Source organism: Allobosea sp. FG18, assembly GCF_057809495.1.
Map to the genome: position 1 here is coordinate 190,719 of NZ_JBMDKB010000006.1, position 14,145 is coordinate 204,863.

Annotated in this window: 11 protein-coding genes; 5 read left to right on the forward strand and 6 right to left on the reverse strand. The window is 67.9% G+C overall.

The features are described 5' to 3' along the window. Positions 1-125: 125 nt before the first annotated feature. The 5 genes from ACODTJ_RS09275 (at position 126) to ACODTJ_RS09295 (ending at position 7,384) form a co-directional block, all read left to right on the forward strand. Positions 126-1,139: an AraC family transcriptional regulator gene (locus ACODTJ_RS09275; RefSeq protein ID WP_454655359.1), complete on the forward strand. Its 1,014-nt coding sequence runs from the start codon at positions 126-128 to the stop codon at positions 1,137-1,139. Positions 1,140-1,353: 214 nt separating this feature from the next. Further along, a complete protein-coding gene (locus ACODTJ_RS09280; protein ID WP_454655358.1) occupies positions 1,354-1,896 on the forward strand; it encodes a hypothetical protein in 543 nt (180 codons plus the stop codon). A gap of 79 nt (positions 1,897-1,975) precedes the next feature. After that, on the forward strand, positions 1,976-6,295 hold the full coding sequence (locus ACODTJ_RS09285; RefSeq protein WP_454655357.1) for an autotransporter outer membrane beta-barrel domain-containing protein: 4,320 nt from the start codon (positions 1,976-1,978) through the stop codon (positions 6,293-6,295). 7 nt (positions 6,296-6,302) lie between these two features. Continuing rightward, positions 6,303-6,731 (forward strand): globin family protein, encoded by a 429-nt coding sequence (locus tag ACODTJ_RS09290; RefSeq protein ID WP_454655356.1) that lies wholly within the window; start codon positions 6,303-6,305, stop codon positions 6,729-6,731. After that, positions 6,728-7,384, forward strand: coding sequence for an invasion associated locus B family protein (locus ACODTJ_RS09295; protein ID WP_454655355.1), 657 nt, complete (start codon positions 6,728-6,730; stop codon positions 7,382-7,384). Before ACODTJ_RS09290 ends, ACODTJ_RS09295 begins: the two co-directional genes overlap by 4 nt. 13 nt (positions 7,385-7,397) lie before the next feature. Here the strand turns inward: ACODTJ_RS09295 and ACODTJ_RS09300 are convergent, their stop codons facing one another. The 6 genes from ACODTJ_RS09300 to ACODTJ_RS09325 form a co-directional block, all read right to left on the reverse strand. Then, positions 7,398-8,357 carry a carbohydrate kinase family protein gene (locus ACODTJ_RS09300; protein WP_454655354.1) on the reverse strand — a complete coding sequence of 320 codons (960 nt, stop codon included), beginning with the start codon at positions 8,355-8,357 and terminating at the stop codon, positions 7,398-7,400. A 106-nt stretch (positions 8,358-8,463) separates the two neighbouring features. Beyond that, entirely contained in the window at positions 8,464-9,069 is a 606-nt protein-coding gene (locus ACODTJ_RS09305) for a histidine phosphatase family protein (protein ID WP_291653681.1), read from the reverse strand. Beyond that, a complete protein-coding gene (locus ACODTJ_RS09310; RefSeq protein ID WP_454655353.1) occupies positions 9,066-10,169 on the reverse strand; it encodes an ABC transporter ATP-binding protein in 1,104 nt (367 codons plus the stop codon). Before ACODTJ_RS09310 ends, ACODTJ_RS09305 begins: the two co-directional genes overlap by 4 nt. Beyond that, entirely contained in the window at positions 10,169-11,908 is a 1,740-nt protein-coding gene (locus ACODTJ_RS09315) for an ABC transporter permease (protein WP_454655351.1), read from the reverse strand. Before ACODTJ_RS09315 ends, ACODTJ_RS09310 begins: the two co-directional genes overlap by 1 nt. A gap of 62 nt (positions 11,909-11,970) precedes the next feature. Then, positions 11,971-13,083, reverse strand: coding sequence for an ABC transporter substrate-binding protein (locus tag ACODTJ_RS09320; protein ID WP_454658942.1), 1,113 nt, complete (start codon positions 13,081-13,083; stop codon positions 11,971-11,973). A 42-nt stretch (positions 13,084-13,125) separates the two neighbouring features. Then, a complete protein-coding gene (locus ACODTJ_RS09325) occupies positions 13,126-13,962 on the reverse strand; it encodes a MurR/RpiR family transcriptional regulator (protein WP_454655349.1) in 837 nt (278 codons plus the stop codon). Between the last annotated feature and the right edge of the window lie 183 nt (positions 13,963-14,145).

Consider the following 14,145-nt stretch of genomic DNA (forward strand, 5'->3'; position numbering starts at 1 on the left):
TTTGTTCGCCGGCTGCAAAATCTGTTCGCGGCGATCCGAGACGGCCCATCCCGCCCCGCCATAGCGTCCGCCCCCTCTGAACGGTGGGGGACTGGCTCCTACTTCGTCGAAGCCGGAGCCCTCGCATGACGATCGCACCGTTTGCGATGCAGCGGCTGTCGACAGAAGAGATTCCGCGCGGCGAGCGGATGGCCTTCCTGCACGATTTCATGGCCCGGCATGTCTGGAGCGGGCGTCGATTGCTCCCGCCCGACCGCGACAATATCCGCGTCGATCTCGAAGCGATGGCGCTGCCCAGCGATCTTCTCGTCTCGCATGGCCGGTTCACGCCGATGCGCGGCATCCGGGCCCGCGACCTGCTGCAGGACGGCCGCCAGAACTACGTCTGGACGATCCAGGACCACGAGCGTGAAATCTCGGTCGCCGGCAAGGCACCGATCAGGATCGGCGCGGGCGATCTCGTGCTCGTCAACGAGGGCACCTGCCACGAGTGCTGGCACGGCCAGTCCACCGCGTTCGATTTCGTCTCGCTGGATCGTCGCTTGCTGACCGACCGCGCCCCGCGCATCGACCTCGCAGCGAGCTACGTGGTCCCGGCAGCGGCGGAAGGCCTGTCGCTTCTGCGGAACTATGTCGAATTGCTGCGCCGCAATCCGCCGGGTTCGCTCAAGCTCGCCGAGGCGGCGGCTCGCCACGTCTATGACCTCACGGCCCTGGTCCTTGGCGGGGCGGTGCGCGGCGGGGCCGAGCGCAGCGAGACCAGCATCGCGGCCGCCCGCTACCGGCTCATCCAGGCGGACGTGCTCGCACGCCTGTGCGATCGCGATCTGGATATCGCCGCTCTGGCCAGGCGCCAGGGCGTCACGGTGCGTTATGTCCAGCGTCTGTTCGGGAACGCCGGAACGACATTCTCCGATTTCGTCCGCGGGCAGAGGCTCGAACACGCCGTCCGCTTGTTTGGAGAGCGCGATCTCGCCTCCAGCACGATCACGGCGATCGCCTATGACGTCGGGTTTTCGGACGTATCGTCATTCAACCGCGCGTTCCGCAAGCGCTTCGACGCCACCCCTTCGGAGTTCCGGGCGGACATCCTGAGTCGCCGCGCCGCGCTGCCGAAAGGCGAGGAATGGCGCGGATGAAGGCGGCCGATACGGCGCCGCGGCGGATCGCGCTGCCGCTCCCCGAAAATACCCGGAGCCGTGTTCGCTCCCTGCAAAACCGCTTCGCTCTCCGCGCAGACGAGCCATCCACCCTCTTCCTAAGGTCCGGATCGAATGGCGCGCAAGCGCCGCTCCGCTTTGCCGAATGGGCCGTACCGACAGCCTTCAGTCTCGGCCTTGGAAGGGAATTCGAGTGCTGTCGATCATCTGCGCCCGCAAGCACGGTGCCGCCTCCGCGCGCCGCGGAAAACGCCGTCTCCTGTCTGCCGCGCTCTGCGCCTGCTTCCTGTTCACCGCTGATCCGGCCGCCGCCCTGACGCGCGAGGAAGCCGCCAAGGTCGCCGAACTGATCGCCGCGCTGCAGCCCGCCTTCAGCTCCTTCGCCTATGACGAGGAGATCGTCGGCGACTGGTTCGAGCGCGATGCCGCAGGGCGCGGCCTGATCCGGGCCGCGGGCTTCACGGCGGAGAGCTGGAAGACCGCGGTCGGCGAGACCTTCCGCGGCCTCGCCGCCCTAGAACCCCAGAGCGAAATCGACGCGATACGGGCCAAGCTGGATGCCGGCGCGAGCGGCCTCGTCGCGTTGAACGCAGCTCAGAAGGCAGAAGCCCTGCAGGCGCTCCGCGCGGAATTCGCACGCATGCTGGCGTTCCGCACTGAGGGCGCACGCTTCGCCGACATCGTGCGCCCGCTCGCGCCGCGCCTGAAGGCGATCCTCGACAACAGCTCCGACTGAGCCCGCCACCACGGTCGGCCATCGCTCATATCGCGTTTCCCAAAGGCTCATGATGAAAACTGCTTCCTCGAAGCGCTCCGTGCGCAGCCATGCTCTCCGCAGGACGAGCCTTCTCTCGGCAACCGCGCTCGTCGCCGTCAGCACGCTGGCGCTTCCATCGGCGCGCGCCAATTCCGTGACCTACACCCAGAGCGGCACTTATGCGGACGCCGTGACCGTGAGAGCGACCGACACGATCCGGGCCGGCGCCGGCGTCAACGCGGTCTTCGCGGGAACCGTCACCTATGGTGATCCTGCGAGCGGGTTTCTCTTCCTCGGGGATACCCTGCCCGGCAACGGTACGATCGTTTTCGCACCGACCAACATGACCGCCAGCCCTGGCTTCAGCTATCTCGGCATCGCGGGCGGCACCGTCCGTTTCGGGAGCGACACGGCGCGAAATTTCTACAGCCGATCCGGAACCCATGTGTTCGTCTCCGGCGGCATCTTCGACCTCGGCGGCGCCAGCCAGACCATCTATCGACTGGGTCAACTGGGCGTGAGTGCCGGCGCGATCACCAATAACGGCCCCGGCACGGCGGTTCTGACGATTGCGAACGGTATCGATTTCAGCGGTGCGATTACTGACGGCAGCAACGCCCTCGCGCTGCGCCTGGCAGGCAGCGGCACCCAGACGCTGGGCGGCAACAACAGCTATTCCGGCGGCACGACGCTGACTGCGGGCACGCTTCTGACCGCGGCACATTCCAATGCGCTCGGCACCGGCGCCCTGCGCTTCGAGGGGCTGGGCAGCACGCTGGCGCTCAACGACACCATCTCGCTCGCGAACGACATCAACCTGGCGGCTGGCGCCACCGCCGTCTTCAGCGTCGGCAGCGGCACCGGCCGGCTGCTCGGCGACATCGCCGGCAACGGGGGCGACCTGTTCAAGGAAGGCGCCGGCGAACTCGTGCTCGGCGGCACTGTCAATGCCGGCCGCATCTTCCTCAACCGCGGCAGCCTGACCTCCGCGGCCGGCGCCGACATCTCCGATACGGCGTCGCTGATCGTCGCCCAGAACGCGACCTTCAACGTCCAGGGCACCGAGAAGATCTACGAGATCATCGGCACCGGCCGGGTTACGCTCGCGAATGGCGCGCAGCTGACGCTCGGCCGCGACGGAAACGGAGGATCGGACTATTCGACCACCTCCAGCAATCCGATCAGCGGCGCAGGCTCGCTGCGCAAGGAAGGCAACAACCGCCTCACGCTGCGCGGCACCAACACCTATTCCGGCGGCACTACGCTGGCGGCCGGGACGCTTCGAGCGGGCATCACTGGCGCTCTCGGCACGGGCGGGCTGACGATCGCCGGCCAGGGAACGACGCTCGCACTCATCGACAATGTCCGGCTCAACAATGCGATCACGCTTGATCAGGGCGATCTCAATGTCGAGGTGGAGAGCGGCACGGCAACCCTCGGCGGGCGGATCACCCGGGCGAACCCGGCGGAAGCGCGGGACTTCCACAAAAACGGCCCCGGCAAGCTCATCCTGGCCAGCAACGGTTCGAACGTCGCGCATGCCCATGTGAACAGCGGCCTCCTGCAGGTGGATGGCGAGATCACCGCCCAGACGCTGCAGGTGACGAATGTCGCCGGGTTGTCCGGCATCGGCACCGTCAACGCCAATGTCACGATCGCCGATGGCGGCACCTTGTACGGGCGCTCGGACCAGACCCTGACCATCAACGGCAACCTGGTCCTGAACAACGGCTCCACGGTCGAGGTCGAGCTCGACGCGCCCAGCACCCGCGCCTTGTTCGGCGTGGGCGGAAACCTGACGCTGGACGGCGGCCTGAACATCACCGGCACCGGCAATTACGGCGCGGGCGTCTACCGCCTGTTCGACTATGACGGAACGCTCACCGATAACGGGCTCGACGTCACCGCCGAGCCGGCCGGCATGACCGCGACCGTCCAGACCGGCGTCGCGCGCCAGGTCAACATCGTGGTCGGGGCGGGCGGTGGCCCGGCCTGGCAATTCTGGGACGGCAGCCAGACCGCGGCCAACGGCCAGGTCGACGGCGGCACCGGCAATTGGGGCAGCCTGACCAACTGGACCGATGCGAATGGCCAGGGCAACGCCGCCTGGGGCGGCGGATATGCCGCCTTCCAGGGCGCGCCCGGCACGGTCACGGTCGCGCCGGGCGGAGTCTCGGTGAACGGCCTCCAGTTCGCCGTGAACGGCTACAGCCTGGACGGCGGCCCGATCACGCTGGCAGCGCCACAGACCGTCATCCGCGTGGGCGACGGCACGAACCAGGGCGCGAACTTCGTCGCCCGGATCGGCGCAGACCTCACCGGCACCGGCGGATTGCTGAAGACCGACCTCGGCCGGCTCGTCCTCACCGGCAACAACAGCTACCAGGGCGACACCTTCGTCCAGAACGGCACGCTGGAAGGCAACACGAACAGCATCCGCAACAACATCGTCAACAACGGCATCGTCGTCTTCAACCAGACGCAGGACGGCAGCTTCTCCGGCAATGTCGGCGGCGAAGGCGGCGTCATGATCAAGGACGGCGCGGGCATGCTCCGGCTGACCGGGCGCAGCACGCTCGACTGGTCGATCTGGGGCGGCGCCCTGTCCTCGACCACCGAGGTCTTCCGCGGCAATCTCGATATCCGCAGCGGGGCGACGATGCGCTTCGAGCAGAACGCGTCGGGCAGCTATGACGGCAATGCCCGCAGCAGCGGCAATGGCGACGGCCGGATCGAGATCGCCGCCGGCACCGGCAACAGCATCGCCTTCACCGGCGATTCCAGCGGCTTCACCGGCATCACCACGATTGAGACCGGCGCTCTGGCTGTGAACGGGCAGCTCGGCGGCAGGCTCGTCGTCAACGCAGGCGGACGCCTCGGCGGCGCGGGCACGGTCGGCGATGCGCTCGTCTCCGGCACGGTCGCGCCGGGCAACTCGATCGGCACGTTGAACGTTGCCGGCAACATCGCCTTCAATCCGGGCTCGACCTACGAGGTCGAGATCGACGCGGCGGGCGCCTCGGACCGGGTCGTCGCGGCGGGCACCGCCACGATCAATGGCGGCGCAGTCAATGTGCTGGCGGGAGCCGGCAACTACGCCCAGCAGACGCAATACACCATCCTGACTGCGGCAGGCGGGCGCACCGGCACCTTTACCGGCGTGACCTCGAACCTCGCCTTCCTCGATCCCGCACTCAGCTACGACGCCGGCAATGTCTACCTGACCATGACGCGCAACGGCACGAGCTTCCGCAATGTCGGCCTGACCTGGAACCAGGTCGCCGCCGGCGGCGGCGTCGAGAACCTCGGGCTGGGCAACCCGGTCCACAACGCCGTGCTGAGTCTGTCAGCCGATCAGGCACGCGGCGCCTTCGACCAGCTCTCGGGCGAGATCCACGCCTCGGCCCGCACCGCGCTGATCGAGGACAGCCGCTTCCTGCGCAACGCCGTCAACGACCGCCTGCGCGCAGCCTCCGGCAGCACGGGCGCAGCCGGCGATTCCGCCGTCACCTATGAGAACGGCAAGCCGGTCGCAGCCCCTGTCACCACCGACCGTTTCGCGTTCTGGGGCCAGGGCTTCGGCTCATGGGGCCGCACGGATGGCGACGGCAACGCGGCGAAGCTTGAGCGCAAGACCGGCGGCTTCTTCATCGGCGCCGACGCACCGGTGTTCGGCAACTGGCGCCTCGGCGCGGTCGCCGGCTACAGCCGCAGCGATTTCGACGTGAAGGGCCGTCAATCCTCGGGGGAGAGCGACAACTACCATCTCGGCCTCTATGGCGGAGCGAACTGGGGAGCGCTCACGCTGCGGACTGGCGCGGCCTATACGTGGCACGACATTTCGACCAACCGGACGGTCAGCTTCCCCGGCTTTGGCGACAGGCTGAAGGGCGACTACGGCGCCGGCACCACGCAGCTCTTCGGCGAACTCGCCTATGGCTTCGCGTTGGGCGCGACCCGGATCGAGCCCTTCGCCAATCTGGCTTATGTCAGCCTGCACACGGACGGCTTCCGCGAGACCGGAGGCGCCGCGGCCCTCACCGGCGCTGCGGCGACCACCGACGCCACCTTCACGACGCTCGGCCTGCGCGCTTCCACACGTTTGACCCTTGGCGGCGCAAGCCTGACCGCGAAGGGAACGCTGGGCTGGCGCCATGCCTTCGGTGACGTGACACCTCTTGCGAGCCTGCGTTTCGCCGGCGGCGGCAATGGCTTCGGCATCGGCGGCGTGCCGATCGCGCGCAATGCGGCGCTGATCGAGACCGGGCTCGACTATGCGCTCTCGCCGAACGCCACGCTCGGCGTCAGCTATGGCGGCCAGTTCGGCTCGGGCATCGCCGACCATGCCGCCAAGGCCAACTTCAATGTCCGGTTCTGAGGGCAGCATGAACGATCGGTCCCGCTCCCTCATCCTGACGAACATCGTGGCGCTGTTTCCGATAGCCGAGCAGGCGGATGCGATGTTCGCCAATCGGCTGCTGGAATCCTATCCGGAGGTCTATCGGCTCTTCGCCATGGAGATCGAGCCGCAGGAACGAAGCCTCGTCCTGACGCTGCGGCTGATATTCGGGAATTCCCGGCACTTCGGCGAGCTGCTGCCGATCGTCCAGGAGCTCGCTCGTTCCCACAGGATTTACCGCCTGATCGAGCCTCACTATCGGGCCCTGGCCGAGACGCTGCTCTGGACGCTCCGGCGCAGCCTCGGTCCCGGTTTCACGATCGAGGCGGAGCGGGCCTGGCAGCGCGTGCTCGACGGCCCTCCGGAGTCGGTTCGCATGTCGTCGCAAGCCGACGGCCGAAAGGCGATCGCATGATCGTCCGCCGGATTCGCCTCCTCCGCACCATCGGCCTCGCAGCGCTCGCCAGCGCTGGCGGCATGGCGGCCTGGCTCGGATCGGAACGGGCAAATGCCGGGGCGAGAGACGTCGCAATTTTCGCGGATCGGGGTAACGTTCCGGCGCCGCAGTGGCTCGAGGCCGCGCAGGCTCCTGCGGTGGGACAGGCCGCCGCAGCAACGGCGACACTCCCCGGCGGCGCGTCCTCGCTCAACGAGACCTACAAGGACTGGCGTGTCGTCTGTGCGCAGCAGGGCAGCAAGAAGCGCTGCGTGCTCAATCAGGTCCAGACACAGCAGGGCGGCCAGCGCGTGCTCGCCATCGAGCTCAATGCCCTGACCGGCAGCGCCGTTGCCGGGGTACTGGTCCTGCCTTTCGGGCTGTCGCTGGATGCCGGCGTCGCTTTTCAGATTGACGAGAAGCTGACGGTGCAGCCGATGCGCTTCCGCACCTGCCTGCCGAGCGGATGCATCGTCGCCGTCAGCTTCGACGCACAGATGGTCGCGGCCCTGCGAACGGGCTCCGCGCTGAAGATCAACGCGACCGCCGATAGCGGGGCCGCCGTACCCTTCTCCATCTCGCTCCAGGGCTTCGCGAGCGCTCTCGATCGCGCCACCACGCTGTCACGCTGACGCGCCGACGTCTTCAGGCCATGCCGGAACGCCACCCGAACGCCTCGACCTCGGCCGCGGTCGGGAGATCGGCGCCTCGACGCGTCACCGTGATCGCCGCGGCCGCAGCAGCATAGGCCAACAGGTCGGCGAGAGCCTCGCGATCGAGCGCCGCGATCGCCTCCGGGCTGAGCCGGCCGGTATGGGCGAGCCGCGCCAGCAGCGCTGCGTGGAAGGTATCGCCGGCGCCGACCGTATCCTGCACCGCGACGCTGTGGCCCGGCACTGACACCGGGCCGGCGGCGGAAAAGGCGGTCGCGCCCTGCTCGCCCTGCGTGACGACGACGAGGCGCGCTCCCAGGTCGAGCCAATGGGAAGCGGCTTCCGCAAGGGTGAGCTGCCCATCCCAGGCGATCCGGATATCCTCGTCGCTGGCCTTGATGATGGTCGCCGCGCGATAGAAGCGTTCGGCTGCCCGATGCCAGCCCGACATGTCGCCGATCGCGGTCGGGCGCAGATTGGGATCGACGCTGATGACACGCCGGCCGCATTCCCGCTCGGCCAGCGCCGCGAAGGCGGAGCCGACGGGTTCAACCGCCATGGTGTAGGAGCCGAAGGTCAGCGCCCGGACCGTATCCGGCAGGGCTGCCGGCAGATCGGCAGCGGTGAGCGAGCGGTCCGCTGCACCTTCGCCGTGGAAGGCATAGCTGGGGTGGCCGTCCCTACCGGTCGTCACGACCGAGATGGTCGTCAGCCGGTCCGTCCGGACGAGATAGCGATCGTCGACCCCTTCGCGCGCCAGGAGATCCGCGAGCAGGGTGCCGAAGCCGTCGCGCGAGATGCCGCCGAGGAAGCCCACCTCGATGCCGAGCCGGGCCAGCCCGATCGCGACGTTGAAGGGCGAGCCGCCGGCCACGATCCGCGCAGGCACCTCTGCGCCTGTACCGGCCTCGGCGAACAGATCGACCAACGCTTCGCCGCAGACCAGGATCATCAGGGTCGACCTTTGCCGTTCGCCCTCATGCGAGCGCGTTCCGCGAGGCTACCGGACGAACCGCACCGCTCCAACCCGAAGCTGGCGGAGCCGTGCAGGCAATCGCTCAATCCGCGACGGAGACGTCCGGCGCGACCGATCCGATATTGTAGCCTTCCAGCTGCGCGGCCGGCGCGTCGGCGGAGGCGAAGTTCAGGATCGTCGCGGTCCCCGGCGTCACCGGGATCACCCGGGACGGCGGCAGGCCGACGAATTCATGGCAGGCGGCACGGATGACGCCGCCATGCACGACCGCCAGCAGGTCGCCCTGCGCCTTGTGCAGCCAGTCCCGGATTCCGGCCGCGACCCGGGCACGAAAATCGCCCCAGCTTTCGCCCTTGTCCGGCGTGAACGTGCCGGCCCGCCAGGCGTGGTAGCGCTCCGGCTGCTCGGCGATCAGGTCGCGTTTCCGGCGGCCCGTCCATTCGCCCATGTCGAGCTCGCGCAGGCGGGCATCGGATGGCGCATCCGGATAGCCGATGAGGCCGACCGTCTGGCGGGTGCGGCCGAGATCGGAGGAGACGACATGCGCCGGCAGCAGAGCCCTGACATAGGGCACGAATTCGCGCGCCTGCCGGATGCCGCGCTCGGAGAGCTCGGAATTGTCGTGCCCCTGCAGCCGCTGCTCGACATTCCACAGCGTCTCGCCATGGCGCATCAGGATAAGTCTCATGGATCGATCCTTTCGCCTTCCATCGTGAAGGCGGCATCGGGTGTGCTGGAGAACGACAGGCCGACCTCGTCGCCCGGTGTCGCGGTGAAGAATCCCTCGGCCATGCCGGTGAGGCGCAGGTCGCCGACCATGACGGTGACCATCGACTGGCCGGCGATCGGCGCCGCCTCGGCGAAACGCCCGACGAGCTGGTGCCCGTCACCGACCCGCCCGACGGCGATGTCCTGCGCCCGGTAGAGCAGTTGCACCCGCTCATGCCCCGCGGCAAAGGCGGCCGGAGCCAGCGGCACATCCGCGAAGACGAACCGGTCCTGCACACGGGAAACAGGTAGAAGATTGGCTGGCGGCGTGCCGAGGAACGAGGCGACGAAGGTGGTCGTCGGCCGGCGCAGCAGGTCGATCGGCGCGCCGAACTGCTCGACCCGGCCATGATTGAGGACGGCGACATGGCTGGCCATGGTCATGGCCTCGACCTGATCATGCGTGACATAGACCGATGTCGCGCCCGTCGCCCGGTGGATGCGCATCAACTCGCTGCGCATCTCGATGCGCAGCTTGGCGTCGAGATTCGACAGAGGCTCGTCGAAGAGCAGGATGCTCGGCTTCGGCGCGATGGTCCGCGCGATCGCGACGCGTTGCTGCTGGCCGCCGGAGATCTCGGCGGGATAGCGGTCGCGCAGCGCCGAGATCCCGAGCAGGGCGAGGACCTCGTCGACACGGGCGTTCCGGTCGGCCTTGGACCAGCGCGCGACCTTGAGGGGCCAGGCGATGTTGCCGGCGACCGTCATATGCGGCCACAGCGCATAGCTCTGGAAGACCAGTCCGGCATCGCGCTCTCCGGCATCGGCGATGACGCCGCCCGCCCCGCTCGACACCGTGCGGCCGACGAAAGCGATCTCTCCCGCGCTCGGCTCTTCCAGCCCGGCGAGCATGCGCAGCAGCGTGGACTTGCCGCAGCCGGACGGGCCGACCAGCACCAGGAAGGCGCCCCTCGGCACCGAGATGTTCACGTCCCTGACGGCGGCGACGTCGCCGAAGCGCTTCACCAATTGGCTGATACGAATGGCGTCCTGCGCCGGGGCGGTCGATGCGGGCGCCATCACTGCTTCCACTTCTGCACACGGGTCTGGATGAGATGCGCCGCCAGCGAAGCCGCCAGGCAGATCACGAGGATCACCAGCGTGATCGCGTTGGCGAACTGCATGAAGCCCTCGGACGCATAGCGATAGGCGACCATGCTGAGCACCGGCGAGGTCGCGGTGAACAGCAGCACGACGAGCGACAGGTCCCGCACCATCTTGACGAAGACCAGGATCGCGCCGGCGAGCAGGCCGCGGATCGTCAGCGGGAAGATGATGAAGACGAGGCGGGTGAGTAGTCCGGCACCGGTCAGGCGGGCGCTCTCCTCGATATCGTTGGAGATCTGGCCGAGGACCGAGCGGCCCGACTGCACCGCGTAGGGCAGGTTATGCGCCGTCGCGGCCAGCACCAGCAGGGCGAAAGTGCCGTAAAGTGACGGCAGCGGCCCGATCGGGGCGCCGAACAGCGCGATATAGGCCGCGGCGAAGGCGATGCTGGGAACGAGCAGCGGCAGGAAGGCGAGCTGGCTGAGCACGGCCGCGAGCCAGGTCCCCTTGTTGCGGACGATCGTATAGGCCAGCGCCAGCCCGAGCAGCATCGTCGTGAGCGCCACCGTCAGGCCGAGCTTGAGCGTGTTCCACAAGGCCTCGACGATCATCGGGTTGCGGAACAGGCCGGCCTGGCCCTGGGCGAGCGCGCCACCGCCCTCCCCGATCCAGAAATGCAGCGTCCAGTTCGAGAACAGCGCCCCGCCCTGCGGCGCGAGGCTCGACGCCGCCAGCACCAGCACCGGCAGCACCGAGGTCGCGAGCCCGATGATGAGCGCGACCGCGAAGAGCGGCCAGCGCCAGGCTCCGAGTGGAAAGCGCTTGATGCGCCCGCCCTTCCCGGTGACGGTGGTGAAGGCCTTGCGGCCGGCGACGAGCCGGTCGCTAAAGAACAGCAGCGCAGCCGAAACGGCGATCAGCAGAAGCGCCAGCACGAAGCCGCGCTCGGTCTCGCCGGTCTCGATCATGCCGAAGAGCCGGGTGGAAAGAGTCTGCATCCTGACCGGCAGGCCGAGCAGGGCCGGCGCCGCGAAATTCGCCACCGCCCCGGCGAATGTCAGCGAGGCCGCGGCGATCAGGGCCGGCGTCACCACCGGCAGGACGATGCCGAAGAAGATGCGCCCCCGCCGCGCCCCGGCCACCTGTCCGGCCTCGATCAGGTCGGCACCGACCGAGCTGAGCGCCGCGGCGATGATGGTGTAGGCGAGCGAGAAGTAATGCGCGATCAGGACGATCATGGTCGGCGCCAGCCCCCAGGCCAGCCAGTCCGGCACATCGAAGCCGTTCGCCTGGAAGAAGCCGGGCGAGCCGCCGAGCCGCTCGTTGCGGAACAGGGTGCCCCAGGCCAATGCACCGGCGAAGCTCGGGATCATGAACGGCAAGGTCGAGAGCGTCGCGACAAGGCCGCGCCCCGGCAGGTCGGTCAGCGTCACCAGCCAGGCGAGGAAACCGCCGACGAGCAGGCAGCCAGCCGCCACGCCGAGGCCGAGCAGCATCGTTGTGAGTAGCGGGCGCCACCAGAGATTGGCCGAGAGTGGGCTGGCGAGCACGGTCTCCCAGGCCTGGAGACCATCCGGCGTAAGCGTCGCCAGCAGGATCTTGACCAGCGGCGCCGCGACCAGAAGCGCGATCACCACGGAGAGGACGAGCGGCAGGACGCGGTTGGCGCGCAGCAGCGGCGCGCGCCCGGACACAAGCGCGAGTGAGGTCATGGCAGCGTTTCCCGGAGCGAGGCCGGCCTCTCCCATGAGAGTGCCGGCTCGCGGCGTCGGCGTTACTGGAGCGAGATGATGAGGTCGTTGATGCGCTTCCGCGCCGCAGCCGTCCGCGCCGGGTCGATGCGCCAGGCCTTCAGCTTGTCGAGCGGCACGGAATCCGGATCGTCAGCAATCGTCTTGCGCGTGGCATAGTCGCCGGGAACGTTGAACGGCTCGAAGGCGGGGCCGCCGGTCGGCGAATTGTCCCCGAACATGAAGTCGATCAGCAGGCGGGCGGCGGCCGGGTGCGGCGCCTTGCTCGCGATCGTCAGTACGGCCGGAAACAGAATGCCGGTGGCCGGCTCGACAGCGTTCGCCACCTGCAGCGCCCAGCCTTCCTTCTTGTTGTCGCGCCGGTCGGAATAGGTGCTGAAGCCGACAGGCGGGTTCTTGCTGGTCTTGTCGCCGACCGCCTTGTTCACGAGGTCGCTGTTGGCGACGAGGATCAGGTCGTTCTTGAACAGGGCGCGGATGTACTGTTCGCCGGCCCCCTTCAAATCCTTGTCGACGGCGATGTCCTTGCCGAACTGGGCCTTGTAGGCAGCCGCCATCTCGTCCGGATGCAGGGCGATCTCGGTCATCAGGTCGAGCAGTTCGCCACGCTGCGCCGGGTCGACCATCAGCACCTTGCCGCGCCATTGCGGGGTGGTGAGCTGCCAGAGATTGGTGACCGGCGAGCCGTTGGGATGCGCGGCCTCGTTATACATCAGCACCTTGGTCGAGAGACGGTGCACGAGCAGCGGCGCCTTGTGCGCGGCGTCGATCTCGCCCGCGACACGCGGCGGCACGTAGTTCTGGACCCGCCCCGCCTTGAGCAGCTTGTCGTAGACCACCGGCGTATCCGCCAGATACAGCACGTCCACGGCATTCACCCCCGCCTGCTGCTCGGCTTCCAGCCGCGCGATCTGCTTGACCGAGCTCATGTCGAGGCCGATCAGGTCGATGCCCGGATAGGCGCTTTCGAACGCCTTCTCGATGCGGGCGATCCGGCTCGACAGCGAGAAGATCGTCACGCTGCCTTCCTTGACCGCCTGGGCGACGAGCTGCTCGCGCGTCATGGTGTCGAGATTCTGGGCCGCCGCACCGTCTGCCGCCAGCAGCATCGCCGGCAACAGCAGAGACCGCGCCAGCTTCGATAGGATCTGCATCCGTCCCTCCCGTTTATCGTTATGTCATTCGAATTCGGAGAACAGGTCCGCGAGCTTCTCGAGCCGGCCCATGATCGGATCCTGGTGTCGTCCCGCGATCGTCATCAGGATGGCGTTGACGATCGCGAAGGGGATGGTTGGCGTCTGGAACTCGCTGCCGGAGCGCCCGCGCGGCGCCGCCAGCAGAAGCTGCGCCTCTGGTTTCATCATCGGCCCGGCAAGGTCCGAGATCAGCAACGTCGCGGCTCCCACCTGCGCCGCATGCCGCATCAGCGGCTCGTAGCTTGCAGGCTGCTTGCGGAAGGCCAGCGTCAGGACGACATCGCCGGGCCTCAGGCTGACCACGCGTTCCGCGATATCGCGCCCGCGCCCGGACAGGGCGATCGCCGTCATGCCGAACCGGTCGAGGCGCCGTTGCAGGAAGCTCGCGACGGAGCGCGCATGGCCCTGCGCGAAGATGAAGACGCGCCCTGCCCCGAAGATCATGTCCGCCGCCTGGTCGATATCGGCCTGCGAGATGCAATGGCTGAGCTCGTTGAGCGCGGCGATCTCGGCGCCGATCAGGTCGGTGAGGAAATGCCCGTCCTCGACCTTGGCAACCGAGCGGCGCATGCGGTTGGCCGCATCCTGCCCTTCGAGAACCTCGCGCTGGAGCTGGTTGCGCAGCTCCGGATAGCCCTTGTAGCCGAGCTTCTGCGCCAGCCGCGTCGCCGTCGCCTCATGGACCTGTGCCCGTTCGGCGAGCTGGATTCCGTTCAGATAGGCGGCTTCGGCCCGGTTCTCGAGCAGGGTCGTGACGAGCCGGCGATCGGCGTCGGTCAGCTTGTCAGAGTGCGACTTGATCCGCTCGAGGATGCTCATGATCGTCCTGCAAAACTGTTTGCAGGATCAAGCTAGATCACAATTTCCTCTGCCGTCAATATCGATTGCAGATAATTCATGCTCTGCAAAATATCCTGCAATGCCGCAGCCAAGCGACCCCGACCGGTAGCGCCGCGAACGCAGCCCACAGATACGCGGCAGATTCAGCCAGGGGCGCGGTGG

Excerpts from the sequence above, each read along its gene's own strand:
- ACODTJ_RS09310 (WP_454655353.1), bottom strand. The coding sequence starts at position 10,169 with ATGGCGCCCGCATCGACCGCCCCGGCGCAGGACGCCATTCGTATCAGC.
- ACODTJ_RS09295 (WP_454655355.1), top strand. The coding sequence starts at position 6,728 with ATGATCGTCCGCCGGATTCGCCTCCTCCGCACCATCGGCCTCGCAGCG.
- ACODTJ_RS09290 (WP_454655356.1), top strand. The coding sequence starts at position 6,303 with ATGAACGATCGGTCCCGCTCCCTCATCCTGACGAACATCGTGGCGCTG.
- ACODTJ_RS09300 (WP_454655354.1), bottom strand. The coding sequence starts at position 8,357 with ATGATCCTGGTCTGCGGCGAAGCGTTGGTCGATCTGTTCGCCGAGGCC.
- ACODTJ_RS09275 (WP_454655359.1), top strand. The coding sequence starts at position 126 with ATGACGATCGCACCGTTTGCGATGCAGCGGCTGTCGACAGAAGAGATT.
- ACODTJ_RS09305 (WP_291653681.1), bottom strand. The coding sequence starts at position 9,069 with ATGAGACTTATCCTGATGCGCCATGGCGAGACGCTGTGGAATGTCGAG.
- ACODTJ_RS09315 (WP_454655351.1), bottom strand. The coding sequence starts at position 11,908 with ATGACCTCACTCGCGCTTGTGTCCGGGCGCGCGCCGCTGCTGCGCGCC.
- ACODTJ_RS09325 (WP_454655349.1), bottom strand. The coding sequence starts at position 13,962 with ATGAGCATCCTCGAGCGGATCAAGTCGCACTCTGACAAGCTGACCGAC.